General features: G+C 52.0%; 19 protein-coding genes. 9 read left to right on the forward strand and 10 right to left on the reverse strand.

Annotated features, from left to right (window positions below; genetic code table 11):
• Positions 1-4 precede the first annotated feature (4 nt).
• On the reverse strand, positions 5-982 hold the full coding sequence (gene rnz / locus DEP07_RS24090) for a ribonuclease Z (protein ID WP_242771845.1): 978 nt from the start codon (positions 980-982) through the stop codon (positions 5-7).
• Positions 983-1,112: 130 nt separating this feature from the next.
• Between rnz and DEP07_RS24095 the strand changes: the two genes are divergently transcribed.
• The 4 genes from DEP07_RS24095 (at position 1,113) to DEP07_RS24110 (ending at position 4,332) form a co-directional block, all read left to right on the forward strand.
• On the forward strand, positions 1,113-2,105 hold the full coding sequence (locus tag DEP07_RS24095; RefSeq protein ID WP_287103137.1) for an ABC transporter substrate-binding protein: 993 nt from the start codon (positions 1,113-1,115) through the stop codon (positions 2,103-2,105).
• Between the two features lie 6 nt (positions 2,106-2,111).
• The gene (locus DEP07_RS24100; RefSeq protein ID WP_122965762.1) at positions 2,112-2,915 is read left to right on the forward strand and encodes an ABC transporter ATP-binding protein; all 804 of its coding nucleotides are present in this window, start codon (positions 2,112-2,114) and stop codon (positions 2,913-2,915) included.
• Positions 2,896-3,702: an ABC transporter permease gene (locus DEP07_RS24105; protein ID WP_122965761.1), complete on the forward strand. Its 807-nt coding sequence runs from the start codon at positions 2,896-2,898 to the stop codon at positions 3,700-3,702. The genes DEP07_RS24100 and DEP07_RS24105 overlap by 20 nt, the downstream gene beginning before the upstream one ends.
• A 132-nt stretch (positions 3,703-3,834) precedes the next feature.
• A complete protein-coding gene (locus DEP07_RS24110; protein WP_122965760.1) occupies positions 3,835-4,332 on the forward strand; it encodes an 8-oxo-dGTP diphosphatase in 498 nt (165 codons plus the stop codon).
• A gap of 27 nt (positions 4,333-4,359) precedes the next feature.
• On the opposite strand, the gene DEP07_RS24115 is transcribed toward DEP07_RS24110, so the two are convergent.
• From DEP07_RS24115 to DEP07_RS24125, 3 genes are all read right to left on the reverse strand, one after another.
• Positions 4,360-4,749 carry a VOC family protein gene (locus DEP07_RS24115; protein WP_122965759.1) on the reverse strand — a complete coding sequence of 130 codons (390 nt, stop codon included), beginning with the start codon at positions 4,747-4,749 and terminating at the stop codon, positions 4,360-4,362.
• Between the two features lie 183 nt (positions 4,750-4,932).
• Positions 4,933-5,895, reverse strand: coding sequence for a tetratricopeptide repeat protein (locus DEP07_RS24120; protein WP_122965758.1), 963 nt, complete (start codon positions 5,893-5,895; stop codon positions 4,933-4,935).
• A gap of 98 nt (positions 5,896-5,993) precedes the next feature.
• Positions 5,994-6,368, reverse strand: coding sequence for an ATPase (locus tag DEP07_RS24125; RefSeq protein ID WP_287103139.1), 375 nt, complete (start codon positions 6,366-6,368; stop codon positions 5,994-5,996).
• 174 nt (positions 6,369-6,542) lie between these two features.
• Here DEP07_RS24125 and DEP07_RS24130 point away from each other — a divergent pair, with 174 nt between their 5' ends.
• Together DEP07_RS24130 and DEP07_RS24135 are read left to right on the forward strand one after the other, a co-directional pair.
• The gene (locus DEP07_RS24130; protein ID WP_122965756.1) at positions 6,543-6,986 is read left to right on the forward strand and encodes a DUF2621 domain-containing protein; all 444 of its coding nucleotides are present in this window, start codon (positions 6,543-6,545) and stop codon (positions 6,984-6,986) included.
• 163 nt (positions 6,987-7,149) lie between these two features.
• Positions 7,150-7,398: an OadG family protein gene (locus DEP07_RS24135; RefSeq protein WP_122965755.1), complete on the forward strand. Its 249-nt coding sequence runs from the start codon at positions 7,150-7,152 to the stop codon at positions 7,396-7,398.
• A 124-nt stretch (positions 7,399-7,522) separates the two neighbouring features.
• Here the strand turns inward: DEP07_RS24135 and DEP07_RS24140 are convergent, their stop codons facing one another.
• Positions 7,523-8,131, reverse strand: coding sequence for a DUF502 domain-containing protein (locus tag DEP07_RS24140; protein WP_122965754.1), 609 nt, complete (start codon positions 8,129-8,131; stop codon positions 7,523-7,525).
• Between the two features lie 96 nt (positions 8,132-8,227).
• Between DEP07_RS24140 and DEP07_RS24145 the strand changes: the two genes are divergently transcribed.
• Both DEP07_RS24145 and DEP07_RS24150 read left to right on the forward strand, forming a co-directional pair.
• Positions 8,228-9,055, forward strand: a complete 828-nt coding sequence (locus tag DEP07_RS24145) for a sulfurtransferase (protein WP_287103141.1) — start codon at positions 8,228-8,230, stop codon at positions 9,053-9,055.
• 144 nt (positions 9,056-9,199) lie between these two features.
• On the forward strand, positions 9,200-9,613 hold the full coding sequence (locus DEP07_RS24150; protein ID WP_280648271.1) for a DUF4288 domain-containing protein: 414 nt from the start codon (positions 9,200-9,202) through the stop codon (positions 9,611-9,613).
• 140 nt (positions 9,614-9,753) lie between these two features.
• Here the strand turns inward: DEP07_RS24150 and DEP07_RS24155 are convergent, their stop codons facing one another.
• Entirely contained in the window at positions 9,754-10,497 is a 744-nt protein-coding gene (locus DEP07_RS24155; RefSeq protein WP_287103142.1) for a bleomycin resistance protein, read from the reverse strand.
• Between the two features lie 498 nt (positions 10,498-10,995).
• Between DEP07_RS24155 and DEP07_RS24160 the strand changes: the two genes are divergently transcribed.
• On the forward strand, positions 10,996-11,781 hold the full coding sequence (locus DEP07_RS24160; RefSeq protein WP_173595649.1) for a DUF817 domain-containing protein: 786 nt from the start codon (positions 10,996-10,998) through the stop codon (positions 11,779-11,781).
• Positions 11,782-12,146: 365 nt separating this feature from the next.
• On the opposite strand, the gene DEP07_RS24165 is transcribed toward DEP07_RS24160, so the two are convergent.
• The 4 genes from DEP07_RS24165 to DEP07_RS24180 all read right to left on the reverse strand — a co-directional run bounded on the left by DEP07_RS24165 (position 12,147) and on the right by DEP07_RS24180 (position 16,112).
• Positions 12,147-14,069 carry an AraC family transcriptional regulator gene (locus tag DEP07_RS24165; RefSeq protein WP_287103143.1) on the reverse strand — a complete coding sequence of 641 codons (1,923 nt, stop codon included), beginning with the start codon at positions 14,067-14,069 and terminating at the stop codon, positions 12,147-12,149.
• 166 nt (positions 14,070-14,235) lie between these two features.
• Positions 14,236-14,418 carry a hypothetical protein gene (locus tag DEP07_RS24170; RefSeq protein ID WP_173595647.1) on the reverse strand — a complete coding sequence of 61 codons (183 nt, stop codon included), beginning with the start codon at positions 14,416-14,418 and terminating at the stop codon, positions 14,236-14,238.
• A 7-nt stretch (positions 14,419-14,425) separates the two neighbouring features.
• Positions 14,426-15,079, reverse strand: a complete 654-nt coding sequence (locus tag DEP07_RS24175) for a hypothetical protein (protein WP_173595646.1) — start codon at positions 15,077-15,079, stop codon at positions 14,426-14,428.
• Positions 15,080-15,524: 445 nt separating this feature from the next.
• Entirely contained in the window at positions 15,525-16,112 is a 588-nt protein-coding gene (locus DEP07_RS24180) for a GNAT family N-acetyltransferase (RefSeq protein ID WP_173599188.1), read from the reverse strand.
• Positions 16,113-16,147 lie beyond the last annotated feature (35 nt).

Raw genomic sequence — 16,147 nt, forward strand, 5'->3', positions numbered from 1 at the left:
TAATTTATTCATTATAACAAGGAAGATCGGTTTCTCCCACCGTTTTTCGCACTCGCTTCACTTCGACGCTGCCCAAATCTTCGGCGAGCGTCGTCATGGGAAAGATCGCCTGCGCCTCTTTTAACAGATCATCCATGGAAAAGTCGCCGTCCTCATCCTCGTAGCGCGGACTGAAATGGGTCAGGCAAAGCGCTTTTACACCTGCACGCTTCGCCAGCTCAGCCGCTTCTTTCGCCGTGGAGTGTCCGCTGCGCACCGCCAGCTCCTTGTCGTGATCGGCATACGTGGCTTCGTGCACGAGCAAGTCGGCATTCGCCGCAAGCTCCTCGACGCTTTGGCACGGCTCCGTGTCGCCGCTGAAGACGATTTTGCGGCCTTGCTGCGGCGCTCCGACAAAATCTTTGCCATCCAGCACGCGACCGTCGGCAAGCGTCACCTGCTCGCCGCGCTTCAAGGCTCCGAAGAGCGGCCCGGACGGAACTCCCGCCTCTTTCGCTCGCTCGACGAGAAAAGCTCCCGGTTTGTCTTTTTCCAGGACGCCGTAGGCAAAAGACGTCACCCGATGGTTCGCTTTCCGGCACGAAACGACGACTTCCTCATCCTCGTAAATGACGCCTTCGCTGACCACTTTCAGCTCCAGCGGATATTGCAAATGCACCGGACTTACATCCATGATCGCCCGAAAATAGCGGTCAATCCCCGGCGGTCCGTAAAGCGTGAGCGGCGATGCTTCGCCATTGCGCAGCGAGCGGGAAGCGAGCAACCCGATCAAGCCGTACAAGTGGTCGCCATGCAAATGCGTGATGAAAATTTTGTCCAGCTGACTGATTTTCATGGGAGAGCGCAAAAGCTGATGCTGCGTGCCTTCCCCACAGTCAAACAGCCACCATTTTCCTGCCTGTAAAAAGCGAAGCCCGATTCCGCTCACGTTGCGGCGCGTGGTGGGCGCTCCTGATCCCGTACCTAAAAATGTCACAATCACAATGATTGCCCCTCTCTTTGTGCAGAGCTTCCCGCAAGCGTGCCTGTCACCATCTGTAGGCATTCACCCTTTTTTGTCTGGGCGCATACCTTACAACAAACAACAGCCTAGCAAGGAGGTACTCCTGATAATGAAACGATTTGTCGCGCTGGGGCTGGCTGCCTGTCTGGCTCTGATCGCCGTTTTGACCGGCTGCTCCAGCACTCCTGAAAAAATAAGAATTGGCGAAGTAACCCGCTCGCTTTTTTACGCCCCCCAATACGTCGCGCTGGAAAAAGGCTTTTTCAAGGAAGAGGGGCTCGATGTGGAGCTTTCCACTATTCCCGGCGGCGACAAGGTCATGTCGGCGCTCTTGTCTGGCGGGATCGACGTAGCGCTCGTCGGCTCGGAGACGAGTATTTACGTCTCCCAGCAAGGAGCAGCAGACGTCGTCGTCAACTTCGCCCAGTTGACCCAGACGGACGGCACCTTCCTCGTCGCCCGCAACAAAACCGACCAGTTTTCGTTTGACCAACTGAAAGGCAGCGTCTTCCTCGGTCAGCGCAAAGGAGGAATGCCGCAAATGGTCGGAGAGTATGTCCTGAAAAAACATCAAATCAATCCGCAGTCCGACCTGGAGCTGATCCAGAATATCGAATTTAAAAATATCGCTTCTTCTTTCGCTTCAGGCACAGGCGAGTACGTTCAACTGTTCGAACCGGAAGCGTCGCGGTTTGAGCAGGAAGGGATCGGGCATGTCGTCGCCTCCTTCGGCAAGGAAAGCGGCACCGTTCCCTACACCGTCTACATGACGAAGCAAAGCAATATCGACAGCAATGCGGCAACTATCCAAAAGTTTACCAATGCGATCTACAAAGGGCAACAGTGGGTTGCAAGCCACAGCGCCAAGGAGACGGCTGCGGTCATCGGCAAATATTTTGAACAGATCGATCCGACCATCCTGGAAAAAGCCGTGCAACGCTATCTGGAGCAAGGCTCTTACGCCACCGATCCGATCCTGGACGAAGCGGAATGGAATCAGCTGCAAGACATCATGGATGCCGCTGGCGAACTGAAACAACGGGCCGATTACAGCAAGCTGGTCAACACCACCTTCGCCAAACAATCCAAGGAAGGGAATTAATCCGTCATGAACCAGACTCCTTCTGCGCCAGCCAAGATTGAACTTTCCCACGTGACCCACCTCTATTTATCCACAACCAGGGCGTTCATGGCGGTCCAGGACATCAACCTGCGCGTGGAGGAAGGCGAGTTCATCTGTATGGTTGGCCCTAGTGGTTGTGGCAAGACGACATTGCTCTCGCTCATGGCGGGACTGGAATTGCCGACTGCGGGAAAAGTGTCCATTGATGGGACACCCGTTCGCGGAACTTCCCGCCAGGTCGGCTACATGCTTCAGCAAGATTACTTGTTCAACTGGCGCTCGATCGAAGACAACGTCTTTCTCGGCCTGGACATCCAGGGAATCCGCTCCAGGGAGACAGAGCAATACGCCTTGCATCTGCTCGATGAAATGGAGCTGTCTGACGTGCGCAAAGCTTCGCCCATGCAGCTGTCCGGCGGCATGAGGCAGCGTGTCGCGCTCGTTCGCACCCTGGCTTGCCAGCCTGACGTGCTGCTTTTAGACGAACCTTTTTCCGCACTGGACTACCAGACGAAGCTGAAACTGGAAGACTTGATCTTCTCGACGCTGCGCAGACACAAAAAAACCGCCATCCTGGTCACGCACGATTTGTCGGAGTCGATCGCCATGGGAGACCGCATCTACATCTTTTCGCGCAACCCTGGCCGCGTCAGCAGCGAAATCGCAATCCCGCCCGCCATCCGCGACTCCCTGCCCTTCGACGCCAGAAATCAGGATGGCTTCCAGGACCTGTTCCATCGCGTCTGGAAGGAGATGGAGGTAGTATCTGATGCAGCAAAAGGAAATTGAAAGCATCCATCGCCACTATTTGAAGCAGGAAGCAAAAAACCGCTACTGGGTGTTTTTCACCCAATGCATGCTGTTTCTGCTGTTTCTCGCCCTGTGGGAAGTGCTTGCGCGCACCAACACGATCAATGCGCTTATTTTCAGCTACCCGTCGAAAATTTGGGCGCAATTCTGGTCGCAGCTGCTCGACGGAAGCCTGCTGCCGCACGTCGGCATGACCGTCTGGGAGACGATTATCGGCTTTTTGCTCGGAACGTTGCTCGGGGCTGTGATCGCAACGCTCATCTGGTGGTCGCCCTTTCTCTCCCGCGTCCTCGATCCGTACCTGGTCATCGCCAACAGCATGCCAAAAGTCGCGCTCGGCCCTGTTTTCATCGTCGGCTTCGGCCCCGGACTCATGTCCGTCATCGCCATGGGCTGCGCGATCTCCATCATCATTACCACGATCAACGTCTACTCCGGCTTTCGCGAAGTCAACCAAAACTACGTCAAAGTCGTGCAGACGCTCGGCGGCAACAAACGGCACATTTTCCGCCTGGTCATCCTCCCCGCCACCTTCCCGACCTTGCTCGCCACGCTGAAAGTAAACGTCGGCCTCTCCTGGGTCGGAGTCATCGTCGGGGAGTTTCTCGTTTCTCAACAAGGCTTGGGCTATCTGATCATCTATGGATTCCAAGTGTTCAATTTTACCCTGGTCATGATGAGTCTCGCCATCATCGCGGTCGTCGCCACCTTGATGTACCAAGGCGTGGCGTTTTTGGAACGGCGGCTCACCAGCCAGTTTAAATAGATGCCTTTTCGCAACACAGCGCGACCATCGTCCGGGGATGGTCGCGCTGTGTTTTGACTGACAGACGTTTTGCGGTGCAAAAGCTGTGCTATACTTATGGTCAAAAAAGTCCAGAAAGCAGGAAAATCATTTATGGGTACATCAGATGTACAAGCTCCCGCTCTTACTTATCAGTTGATGACTATGTGCATGATCCGCGACGGCGACAGGGTACTTTTGCTCAATCGCCCCAGTTCCAAAGGCTTCCCCGGCTACATCGCCCCCGGGGGCAAGGTGGATTTTCCCGAGAGCCTGACGGAAGCGGCCATTCGCGAAGTGTATGAAGAAACAGGGCTTCGCGTCACAGACCTTGCCTTCAAGGGCGTGGATGAGTATGTCGTTCCGGCGACAGGCTTTCGCTACATCGTTTTCAACTATTTGGCAACCCGCTTTGAAGGCGAGCTGTTGACACATCCTCCCGAGGGAGAGCTGCATTGGATTTCGCTCGACGAGATTGACCAGGTGCCGATGCAACCGTGGTTTCGCCGTCGTTTCCCGCTCTTTTTCGAGCCGGGAACATTTGAAATCTCCATCGTCTGGGATGAAGAAAAACAAGAACCGATTGCCGAGAAAATCAAGCAGCTCGGGTAAACCGTCCGGGACGTGCCGCCTGTTTACTTACTCCGGCGCTACGATCTCCACCTTGATCCGATCCGGGTCTTCGCAAAACAGCGCGTAATGTTCCGGGCCGCCCGCATGTGGATGGCGATCCTCGTAGAGCAGCGGCACGCCTCGCCGCCGCAGTTCCTCGCGAATCGACTCCACCTGCTCCCGGCTGCGCGCGTGAAAAGCGAGATGATTCAATCCGACGCGACAGCGGTGATACGGCACATCGCGAAACCGCTCCTCCGCCTGCACGAACACCAGATACGTGTTGCCATGCTTCCAACTGACCCCGCTCGCCCATTGCTGGTAGCGTTCATAGCCTAGCTGCTGCTCCAACAGCCAGCCCCAAAATTCCGCGGACCGCTTCAAATCTGTGACGTACAACTCGACATGATGCAGCATCGCCCAGCCTCCTTTGCCCCAGTTACCTGTCTTTTATCGTGAAAACACGTGAAAGCCGCTTCCTGGCTTCAAGCCTAAGCACAATTCTGATCGCCTTCCGGTCCGGCATAGCCTTTTTATCCGCATACGCATAGAAAAAACGCCCGACCAATCGCATGCCGGGCGTTATGTACGCGTCTCATCTTACTTCCAGAACTTCCACCAGCTCTTTTTCTCCGTCTGATCGCCAGCGTGGTTGCCTGCTTCCACTTTTTGCTTCGCTGCTTCTTCTGCTTCCAACGCGCCAGGCACCCGTGCGAGGAAATGATCGACCATCGGCTTGTAGTTGTCCGGCAAATGATCCTGCATGTTGCGCAGCATCGCAATCGCCCGCTCCTTTTGGTCGGTAGCCAGCAAAGCGTTGGCGTAGTTGAAGCCCGCATACGGATACGGGAACTGCGGCGTCCAAAACTTTTCGCAAATCTGGATCAGCTGATAGACATAGCCTGCCTGGCCCAGCTCGCCCGTTACCGTCATGACCACTTCAAAGCGGTCTTTCGCCCCCTCGATGGCAATCGTGTACCACTTCATCGCGTTCAGGAGGTCGGTCTCGGTCAGAGCAAGACGCGCCAAGTGCAGCTGCGGTCTCCACGCTCCCTCCTTGACGGAGAGCGCTTCCAATCGGGTTCTCAGCTCCTCGCGCTTGCCATTTTGCAAAAAGCTTTCCACGTACATGTTCAATCCGTTTTCCTGGTTCGGATCTTTGTGCAGTCCGGTATTCAGGATTTCGAACGCTTTGTCCTCTTCCCCTTCATACGCGTAAATTTTCGCCAGGTTGGTACAAGCCGTTCCCGACGCCGGGAATCGTTCCAGGCAATCGTTCAAAATCGTTTTCGCTCTCTCAAATTCTCTCGCCTGCATGTGAACGACTGCACGGAAAATGAGCGCGGACTCGATCGGCCCGTACAATTCGAGCAGCCTGTCCGCCGCAATCGCCGCTTGCTCGTGAAATTGCTCCTTCACCAACTCCATCGCGAAGTCACGAAGCTTTTCCTTTTGGTCCCAATACATATCCAGATTGTGTGGAATCACTTTTTTCTGATAGTCCTCTCTGGACATCTCGATCGTATGGCCAAATTCATTGGTAAACGTCACAAATTCAGACATGAAACAGCCTCGCTTTCATTTCCTTCACAATAGTATCAAGGGACAAGCCCTGTCTTGCAAAGAAGAACGATTTTCCCCAAAAGGAAAACCGCGATTGGTTATATCCAGGCTTTCAGGTTTACTTTACGGATAAAATCCTCCATTGATTCCTTCGCTGGTTCGTCATTTGCCTCATCTGCATCCGACATGCCCATCAGTTGCCTGAAGAGAGCCTCGTTGCGGGTAGCCAAAGCGTAATCAAGCAAGGCTTCCTGCGAGACGCGCTGCGCTTCCTCCTCCAGCAATTGTTCTTCCAGGGCGATGTCCTCTTCCACCACAGGAAAGTGCTTATCTATTTTGGGTATGCGAATGACCCATGCAAACGCACTGTCCGGGTTGCGGTCGCGCGCGATCAAATACCCGTATTCGCCAATCGGCAAACCTTGCTCGAAGGAGTCGGCAACAATGACGACGCGTTGTCCAAGCTTGAACATGAGCGTCCACTCCCAATAAAGATTAATTCTAATCATACTAAATTGTATGTGTACTTGGGAAGAGAAAACCCTCGCGATGGGCAAAAGCACAAAAAGTTTGTTGCGTACACGAAAATAAGGTACACTTTACCTATATAGGCTTTTTTATGGATTACGGTTACGAGGTGTTCGCAAATGAATGAAATGTCTACAGGGTTTTCCCTGTTCATTGTTGGCTGGACGATTGTGCTTGTAGGACTGATGGGGATTGGCGGCTACTTCATGTTTCGCAAGTTCCTCAAGTCCATGCCCAAAAAGGACGGCAAGTCCGATCTCGACTGGCAGGACTATTACATCGACAAAACGCGCGCAATGTGGACGGAAGACGGCCTGGTGCTTCTCAACGAACTGGTCGACCCGGTTCCGCAGTTGTTCCGTGATGTAGCCAGACGTTCGATCGCAGCCAAAATCGGGCAGATCGCCCTTGAAGAGAAGGCGACTGTAATCACCACCGACCTGATCGTCAAAGGCTATATCGTGGCTACCCCCAAACGCGACCACAAATGGCTCATCGCCCATTTGCAATCCAAGCAGATTGACTACACGCCGTACGAAAAATATTTGAACGCGGAGGGCTAAACAGCTTGCACGCTCATGCCCGAAGGCTCGTTCTCTTCGCTTGAAACTTCTTGTCTTCCCGTCCGTAACATAACTTATACGGATAACCGGCCCGCGAAAACGCGTGAAGCTTGCTTACCGCACTTTTCGCGAAAACCAGGTTGGACAAAAGGAGACGATGTTGATGTCAGTCATACTTACCATTTTGGCGATCGGTTTCGTGCTGTTCCTCGCCGCGATCATTATTGTGATCGTCCTGCTGAAAAAAGGGGCCAAATTCATCTGGAAAATGGGCGGACACGGCTATCGCAAGTACAGCAGCAGCGATTACCGACATCGCGGGCCGTTGTGGAAGTTCGGTCACAAGTCGTACGGACATCACTACTATCGTCGTCGCAAACACTCCAGCCACAGCGGTTTTTTCAGCAGTTGATCCTCTCGCCAAAAATCAGGGCAGCCCGACTTGTCTAAAGTCTGGCTGCCCTTTGTACGTTCTGCATAGCGTCTGCGGATGCTTGTTTGGATAGAGGCGGCGCATGCTTGGCTGAAAAACTGCCTTATCCCTGCCCGGCTGCTTCGTTTTCCGCCTTGGCAGCCGTCTTCTTTCCCGATACCCCACCGGACACGAGAAAAGCCATGACGTCCGCGCTGTCCATGTCCAGCGGCTGTACTTGCTCGCTTGGAAAAAGCAGCAGATTGCCAGCAAAGTTGTACGACTGCGGAAGGTAGACGGCGACGTGATCGGCAAGCCCGTATGTATCCATGCTTTCTTTTGTGATGAAGCCGATGACTTTCGCCCCAGTGTCTTTGGACAATGTGACCAAGACAGGTTTGTCGAAGCTTTTTTTATCCCCGACAAAGGCGCCGATCAAATCTTTGATCGAGGTGTAGATCAGCTTGATGAATGGCACTTTTTCAAACAGTCTGTCCACGATGGACAGCACCCCGCGAGTCAGCACATTCGACGCGAGAAATCCGACAACCGTAATCCCCACAATCGTGATCAGCACGCCTATGCCCGGGAAGTGCAGAGGGAAATTGTTGCGGGCCAGGTTGTAAAACCAGCTGTCGACCGTCGCAAAAATGTAGTACAAAATATAGATCGTCACAGCCAGTGGGATGACGTACAGCAATCCTTCCAAAAAGTAGCGGATAACACGCTTCATTCCGTTGCCCCTCTCTGCCAACACTTTTTAGAAATATTGTACCCCATCGGATAGCCATCTGCTATGATGAAGAAAAATCAGAAAGCAGGGTGAACGATGCAAGCACTTGTCACGCCACAATGGCTCCGCGATCATAGGAACGACGAACGAATTGTTATCGCCGATTGCCGCTTTGCCCTTTCCGCTTCCGAACAAGGAGCCGAAGAGTACGCAACAGACCACATCCCGGGAGCGCTCTATTTTCATCTGAATCGCGACTTGTCCGGCCCGAAACAGGAACACGGCGGACGCCATCCTCTTCCTGATCCGGCTGCTCTCGCCGCGCTCTTTTCCCAGGCTGGAATCGATGAGCACACAACCGTCATTGCTTACGACGACCAAGAAATGGCGATGGCGGGACGCCTTTGGTGGCTATTGCGCTACCTCGGTCACGATCGTGTCGCTGTGCTCGATGGCGGATACGCAGCCTGGAAAAAGGCTGGCTACGAAGTGACTGCGGAAGTGCCGACGCCGCAAGCACGTACTTTCGTCCCGCAACTGCGCCCGGACATGCTGGTCAGCGTCGAAGGCGTAAAAAATCGCAAGCCGGGAGCGGTGCTGCTCGACTCCCGCGCAGGCGAACGCTATCGCGGCGAGCAAGAGCCGCTCGATCCGAAAGCAGGACATATCCCCGGCGCCCGCCACTTCTTTTACAAGGACAACCTCAACACAGACATGACCATGCTGCCAGCCGAGCAGCTTCGCAACCGCATCGCCGGCTTCGCCGAACAAGAAATCATCGTCTACTGCGGCTCAGGCGTGACCGCTTGCTCCAACCTGCTCGCCCTGCACCATGCTGGCCGCACAGATGCGAAACTGTACGCAGGAAGCTGGAGCGACTGGGTTTCGTACAGCGATAATCCGGTTGCTACGGGGGAAGAGTAAGAGTTTTACTAGGAAGACAGTTAGACGCGATAGTAGGGCTGTAACAGGTTAGCGGTATGCGGCCTGTTACGGCTTTTTTGGCGTTTTGGAGGCAGATGCTAAAACAGGAGATTCAGCAAAAATTAAAGGTGTAAGGGTGAAATTATGGAGACAAATTCTAAACCGCCCCAAACAAAATGGTATGCAGTCAAAGTCTTATTTGAATCGGTTCACTCTGGAGGTTCCGATCAGCCAAAAAATGAAGTCAATGCTGAGAACAACATGAAACTTTTTGAAGAAAGTATTATTCTCGCAAAAGATACGAATATGGAAAAGGCCATTGAAATTGCGGAAAAGTTTGCCAAAAAGGCTGAACATGAGTCTTTGAATAGCTTTGGTGAAACAGTTAAGCATCAGTTTGTAAGACAGCTGCATGCATTTGAGCTAAATGATGATGAAATCACGATTGGAACTGAAATTTATTCAAGATTTATCCATGTTGGTCAAGAGACTTCAGCTAGTGATGTCATCAAGCGCTATTACCCAGAAGTTTTAGATGAAGACGGCGATTCTGAGTAGAAAATGCAAAGCAGTAACCGTAACTCCTGTTAATATGGATTGCCTGAGCAACCAGCGTGAGACGGTGTTCGACCGTAGCGCGCTGGTTTTTTCTGGAAAACAAAGTCCGCGGGAGCTACAATTGCACTGGTCCTATCCCGTCAAGAATGACCGTGCCCGAAAGCCCCTTTCAGTTCAAGCAACCTTTTTGTTGCCTCCACCACCTCTTCCCGCTCTTGACCAGACAGCGATAATTGCTCTGCCTCCTGCATCAAAACCCGCGCGAGATTTATCTCGTCCATTGAGGCCGCGATATCGGCTCGCAGCACATAAGCTTTGTAGCGCAGGCTTGCCGAAGCTTCTTCTGCTTTTGAAAATACAAGATCCAGTACCTTGGCCGCCTCTGCGGGTTCGTCTTTGGCATACGCCAATCGATATGCCGTTTCGAACGCATTGGCAAACCTGGACGGCTGCGCCATCACGGTTTGCTCAGTTTGGACTGGCGCGGCAGATGCATGCTTCTGACCGATTAACAAGCGGTTTCCGGCAGGGTCGATGAGGTTAAATCGGCGGTCTTCCGCGAGATTATTCGGTTTGGTAATTCTCGGAAAACCTCTGGAAGGAACCTTGCCATACGCATTTTTCAAGTTTTCACAAAACTCTTTGTGCACGGCATCCACATCGCGGACGTGTACATAGCACATGCTGTACGAGTTGGATGGGTCCAATTGCTTCCATACAAAAAAATGCAATTCCACAATTCGGTGACGGACGCAAGCGTATAAGTTTGGCTTGGCTTGCCTGTAAGTCAGTTCAAAACCTAGCGCCTGATAAAACTCCAACTGTTCGTCTATCGATCTGCAAGGGAAAATAGGAATTGTTACGCTCTCCCGATTGGTTGACACGCTACCACCCTCCACGCCCAAAGAAATACTGTGCTAAGTGAAATCAATCGACCTCCTTAATCGTACTATATTTATGCAAATGGTAAGGTTTTGCGGAAGTCAGCCTTGTGCTGCAAGCAACATCCGTCGCGAAGTTTAAACATTGATTGAAGGTTTAAAGGAGGTGGGCTATACGCGTGCTGATTCCCGGGTTAGGGATCGCATTTTGTTCGCGAAGGGATGCCGCGCATCATACAAGGGGATAAGCTTGAGGTTTCTGAGGTTAATCAACAAAGCGCACATTGGCCTTCAGCCCGCGCGTCAAAAAGAGTGGGGGGTTCGCTTCTATCGTTCCTCTGACATTCGCAATTCGCATTGCGCCCGCACGATCATCCCCGCATGTTTGTTTAGGTACTATTCAAGCATTTGGTTTCATGGGAGAATAAGAAGCTGGAGCGACGGGCGTTCCAACGATCTGCCTGTCGCCAAAGACGCTACAACTGCCGAAGGAGTCACATCATGATCCGATTTATCCGCCTCCTGCTCCACTTCGGATACCAGGAGGCCATGTCTTGTCTGTTTCCCGTGTTCATCTTCGCCTCGCTCGCGATCTCCAAGTTCGTCGCCATCCCTGGCCTGCCCAGATACGACCTGCTTTTGCTGCTCTGTCTGGCCTTCCAGGTGTTCATGGTCAAAAGCAGACTGGAGTCGCGGGACGAGTTGAAGGTCATCACGGTTTTTCACCTGATCGGACTGTGCCTGGAAATTTACAAAGTGCACATGGGCTCGTGGAGCTATCCGGAAGAAGGGTACAGCAAAGTGTTTGGCGTCCCGCTCTACAGCGGATTCATGTACGCGAGCGTGGCGAGCTATTTGTGCCAGGCGTGGCGACGGCTGGACGTCAGTCTGACAAACTGGCCGCGGCCGTTTTTGGTCACTTCGCTCGGTGCGGCGATCTACTTGAATTTTTTCACCCATCATTACATCTGGGATCTTCGCTGGGTGTTGATGGTGCTCATGTTCGTCGTGTTCTGGCGCTCGAAGGTCTACTTCCGCGTCACCCATGAGCGTTTTTCCATGCCCGTCCCGCTCGGCTACTTTCTGATCGGCTTTTTCATCTGGATCGCAGAAAACATCGCCACGTTTTTCGGCGCCTGGGCGTACCCGAACCAGCGCTCCGGCTGGGAGCTGGTCCATCTGAGCAAAATCAGCTCGTGGTTTTTGCTCGTGATCGTCAGCTTCATCATTGTGGCGGAGTTGAAGCATGTGAAGGCTAGGCGGGGTGGCGGGAAGCCCGATCGCTAAAACGGAAAGCTCATAAGCGTAAATGGCAGTAACAAGCCCATGTTCATTTGGGCGACCGCAACTGCTCACCTGTTTTTTTATGAAAATGGCGAAATGTATGCTCAGAAAAAGACAACGACAACCTCGTTGTCTTTTGTCATGAAAGGCATGAAACTTTTCCTGCTGCTTTGTCTGTTCGGCGGTCCATCCGTCAAAAAGCTCCGCTTGCGGCAAAACGTCGATCAGGTTCCAAGCCATGAGCGTTCCCCGCCCCAGTTGACAGTTGATGAAGCCTCGTCCATTTTTGACCTGCGTCCACCTTACAACAAAAAAACCCAAACCCCCGCTCGCCTGCCGCGTGCAAAAGGTTTGGGTTTTGAACTGGCTTACTTCACCACATTTTCCAGCACGTTCTCGATCATTTGCCGATTGGCGATAACTCCCGTGTACAGCCAGCTGGACTCTGTGGAGAAATCGTAGACCTGCCCTTTTTGAACGGCAGGGATGTTCGCCCAAACCGGCTCCTTCAAAAATTCATCCTTGGAAGCGCCTTTGCTGTTCACGATGAACAAGTAGTCCGCATCCATCTGAGCCAGCTTCTCTTGAGACAGAGCGTTCCAGTTCGCGTCGCCGGATTTGGAAATCTCCTGGACGACGGCTGGCACCGTAAACCCGAGGTCTTTATACAGCACATCGCCACTGGACAAATCTTGGCGCGCTACATAAATGTTTTTGGCTGTCACCCACAGGGCCGCAGCCGTTTTGTCGCCGATCGCCTGCTTGAGCTTTTGTTTCGATTCCGCAACGTAGGCATCGTAGTCCGCGAGCACTTTTTTCGCCTCTTCGCTCTTGTTCAGGACTTCCCCCACGACCAGCAGCTCTTTGCGCCAATCGCTGTTTTTCTCTTTTCCGATCGTATATGTCGGCGATATTTTGGCGTACTGGCTGTACTTGTCTCCCGCTACGAGGTCTTCATTGTCCATGATGATCAGATCCGGGTTGTAGCTCATGACCACTTCTGGCGGCAAATCATGCGGGATTGCCGGAATACCGGCCAAGTCTTTTTGCAAATATCCTTGAACATCGCCCTTCCCTACCGACCATTGGGCAACCGGCTTGACTCCGAGTGCCACCAGATGATCTTCCAGGTAGGTCGCAATAATGCGCTGCGGATGTGACGGCACCGTAACCTTGTTGCCCATGCCATCGGTCAACTCGCGCTGTGTCGCGCCAGTTTGCTCCTGCACGCTCCCTGTCTGTGGTGTCGGGCTGGCTGTACCGGAGCACGCGCTCACGAACAGTGCTAGACTGACCATGAAAAGAGTTGCCATGTGGCGCGTCGATTTTTTGTTCATGTGGATGATCCCCCCAAAGCTTCGCTGATAACGATTATCGTTAACACTATAGCTTTCCCTATGCGCGTCCACAATACACAATCCGGGCTTTCCATATAGACGATCTGGACCTGGGGCATGTCCGGAAAAGCTGGTAGGTGTCATGCCCGTATGCTTTTTGAACAGCCGACTGAAATAGAGCACGTCGTGGTACCCGACAGAAGCCGCCACCTCTTGCATCGTCGCATCTGTCTGGGAAAGCAGTTCCTTCGCCTTTTCCATCCGTAGCGAGATCACATAGTCGATCGGGCTGTGGCCCGTCTCTTCCTTGACCAGTCGAGTCAAATATCTGGCACTGTAACAAAAATGCTCCGCGAGGCTCTCCAGCGAAATTCTCTCGGTATAATGCTCCTCCAAATAGCGAACGACCTGTTTGGCGAGCGGCTCTTGTTCTTGTTGAAACCCGTGCCGCAGAAGCTGCTGCATGACCTCATGGACGAATTGCAAAAACGTGCCTTTTGCCCGAAGCCGCTCCTGTGCTGCCCATTCGCGGGCCATCGTCGCGACGAGATGATACAGTTTGGTCGGCTCATGCGGCACGAGCGCATACGGCAGATGAAACGGCTCTTCCCCGCCATTGCTCAACAGAGCTTGGTCGACGGAGCGCGGCAGCATCATTTTGGCTTTGTACAAGATCAAATAAAAGACGAACAGCTCATCCGTCAGCTTCACGTCGAGCACCATTCCTTTGCCGCCGTGAAGCAACAAAAAGCGATCCGCCGCATATTCGCGTCCATCCAGCCGCACCGTAGCCTGTCCTTTGCAAGCGTATAAATAACTGGAGGCCGGAAGCCGGTAGCTGTTCCACGACTCTTGCGCCTGCAACACAAAATGCCGAACGTCGATCACCTGAACAGCCGCATGCGTCCAATGCGCGAACCAATCATGGATTTTCTTCTTTTCCTCTTCCTTCATCCGAGCACCCCTGCCTGTTTTGCGTGAAATGAACAGCATTGATTTGTTTGATTTTTATGAGAATGATTATCGGGAAAACACATCGGTATTATAAGGGAATTTGTTGGGGGGAGCAACATGTGGAAAATTCCAGGTGGGATATATCTATTTCTTTAATTAAAATGGTTCAGGTCATTGAGAGCTTGGGCAACGAAAAAGAGGGAGAATGCCCCTCTTTTTCATCTAACGCTTGATCTGTATAGCCTACGTTGCAATGTAAAAACGGTGTTACGCGTATTTCATGAATTACCTTAGAAAATCTATTATTTTTATATCTTTCAACATTTGTTTTAACTTCTTCATTTTCCATATACCACTCATGCATTTTCGATCCGAAATTCATATTGCCCAAACTGATCTCTGAGCTTCTCTTCGTACGGCAGCCACTCCGAATCACTCCAGATCGGTATCCCTGTGAGTTGCGACAGCTTGTCTGCGGCCTGTTCCGGACTTGTCAGCTTGATGAACGAATCAAAATCCTCCACACGCATCCCCAACGCTTCTCGCATGTAGTCATCATGAAGACGCTCTTCTTTCAGCCCGTACTCGTCCCGCGTCCACGGTTCACAAAAGATTTTTTCCGCTTGAATCTCTCCGTTCTCGTAAAACGACAACTCGAATATTTCCTCATTGATGTATCCGGCGGTCATTACTGGTTCCTCGATCAGCTGGGACAACGCTTTGCCGATCTTCTTCACCGTGCCCCAGACAAAATAATCGTGGAGCACGCTGATCCAGTTGTCGTTGCTTTTGCTTATGTGCATGACAACTTTGGGCTTTTGCGCCTCCGTGTCTGGCTGATTACTTTTCCATTCGCCAACAGACCGCTCTGAAACATCCGCAGCCGCTTCATTTTGCGTAGATGAATAACCTAATACCTCGGCGCGCTCTTCGCTTAGCTTTTTTAGCGCTTCGACAGCCTTCTCAAAGTTCCCCGACTTGATATGCAAATTTGCGAACGATCTGCCCACAGGTTTGCCTCCTCGCACTTTTTTGCCATTGCAGTACATTGCTGCTACATGCTCATCGCCTAAAAGCAGACTCTCGGTTGTCTGATATTTCCATTATTAAGGAACATTCGTGCTGAGTCTATCTACTTTTCACCTGGATGTTGGAAATGAATTTGGCAAAGGTTTGTTGTTCATACTTGTTTCGTGCAACCCACCCGGTCAGGAACTTCGACATCATCAATAGGCGTTGTCGACTCATTTACCAGGCTAGGCCATATTCCACATCCCACACAAAAAAGAGTCCCCCCGTTTGCACCAGGAAAACTCTCTCTACGTCTATATATCGCTGGGCTTTTCCTATTGCAGGTCGCCAGCATGAATGCTCGATTGTCCTTACACTGACATCGCTTTTCCTAAACAAACCAAGTCTGTTCGTTACACGGAAAGCGAAAAGCAACTGCATGTACTAATCAATGTATGACTTTAAAAATCCCTCAAGCCGCGCCTTGACGGCTGGCCACTCCCTGTCGAGTATGCTGTAGTAAATCGTGTCTCTTACATACCCGTCAGGCAAAATCATATGGTTGCGCAAAATGCCCTCTTTGACTGCGCCAAGCCGCTCAATTGCTTTTTGGGACCTGACATTCCGACTGTCCGTCTTCAGTTGAACCCGAATGGCTCCCGCCGTTTCAAAGCAATATTTTAACAGCAAGTATTTGGCTTCCGTATTGATGGAAGTCCTCCACATCGCAGGAGTCAGCCAGGTCGAACCGATCTCCAGGCTTTTGTTTGGAATAGAGATATCGTAAAATCTGGTGCTGCCTACTGCCTTTTGCGTCTTTTGTTCGACGATAACAAACGGAAACGCATTCTTTTGTTCCAAAGCTTTCGAGACATACTCTTTTGCGTCTTCCAGTGACTGGATTCGCCCTTGTGTCAGCCCCCATATATCCGGGAACCGACCCGCCTCATACAAATCCTCGGCATGCCTCAGTTCCAGAGGAGCCAGCGTTACATTGACACCAGTTAGCACCAATGGGGTTGTCATATTCATCCCAAATCTCATCCTTTCAGAGCTTTTTTGCTGAA

The sequence above is a fragment of the Brevibacillus sp. genome (assembly GCF_003521185.1).
GTDB lineage: Bacteria > Bacillota > Bacilli > Brevibacillales > Brevibacillaceae > Brevibacillus > Brevibacillus parabrevis.

Excerpts from the sequence above, each read along its gene's own strand:
- DEP07_RS24095 (WP_287103137.1), top strand. The coding sequence starts at position 1,113 with ATGAAACGATTTGTCGCGCTGGGGCTGGCTGCCTGTCTGGCTCTGATC.
- DEP07_RS24100 (WP_122965762.1), top strand. The coding sequence starts at position 2,112 with ATGAACCAGACTCCTTCTGCGCCAGCCAAGATTGAACTTTCCCACGTG.
- DEP07_RS24105 (WP_122965761.1), top strand. The coding sequence starts at position 2,896 with ATGCAGCAAAAGGAAATTGAAAGCATCCATCGCCACTATTTGAAGCAG.
- DEP07_RS24110 (WP_122965760.1), top strand. The coding sequence starts at position 3,835 with ATGGGTACATCAGATGTACAAGCTCCCGCTCTTACTTATCAGTTGATG.
- DEP07_RS24115 (WP_122965759.1), bottom strand. The coding sequence starts at position 4,749 with ATGCTGCATCATGTCGAGTTGTACGTCACAGATTTGAAGCGGTCCGCG.
- DEP07_RS24120 (WP_122965758.1), bottom strand. The coding sequence starts at position 5,895 with ATGTCTGAATTTGTGACGTTTACCAATGAATTTGGCCATACGATCGAG.
- DEP07_RS24125 (WP_287103139.1), bottom strand. The coding sequence starts at position 6,368 with ATGTTCAAGCTTGGACAACGCGTCGTCATTGTTGCCGACTCCTTCGAG.
- DEP07_RS24130 (WP_122965756.1), top strand. The coding sequence starts at position 6,543 with ATGAATGAAATGTCTACAGGGTTTTCCCTGTTCATTGTTGGCTGGACG.
- DEP07_RS24135 (WP_122965755.1), top strand. The coding sequence starts at position 7,150 with ATGTCAGTCATACTTACCATTTTGGCGATCGGTTTCGTGCTGTTCCTC.
- DEP07_RS24140 (WP_122965754.1), bottom strand. The coding sequence starts at position 8,131 with ATGAAGCGTGTTATCCGCTACTTTTTGGAAGGATTGCTGTACGTCATC.
- DEP07_RS24145 (WP_287103141.1), top strand. The coding sequence starts at position 8,228 with ATGCAAGCACTTGTCACGCCACAATGGCTCCGCGATCATAGGAACGAC.
- DEP07_RS24150 (WP_280648271.1), top strand. The coding sequence starts at position 9,200 with ATGGAGACAAATTCTAAACCGCCCCAAACAAAATGGTATGCAGTCAAA.
- DEP07_RS24160 (WP_173595649.1), top strand. The coding sequence starts at position 10,996 with ATGATCCGATTTATCCGCCTCCTGCTCCACTTCGGATACCAGGAGGCC.
- DEP07_RS24165 (WP_287103143.1), bottom strand. The coding sequence starts at position 14,069 with ATGAAGGAAGAGGAAAAGAAGAAAATCCATGATTGGTTCGCGCATTGG.
- DEP07_RS24170 (WP_173595647.1), bottom strand. The coding sequence starts at position 14,418 with ATGGAAAATGAAGAAGTTAAAACAAATGTTGAAAGATATAAAAATAAT.
- DEP07_RS24180 (WP_173599188.1), bottom strand. The coding sequence starts at position 16,112 with ATGAATATGACAACCCCATTGGTGCTAACTGGTGTCAATGTAACGCTG.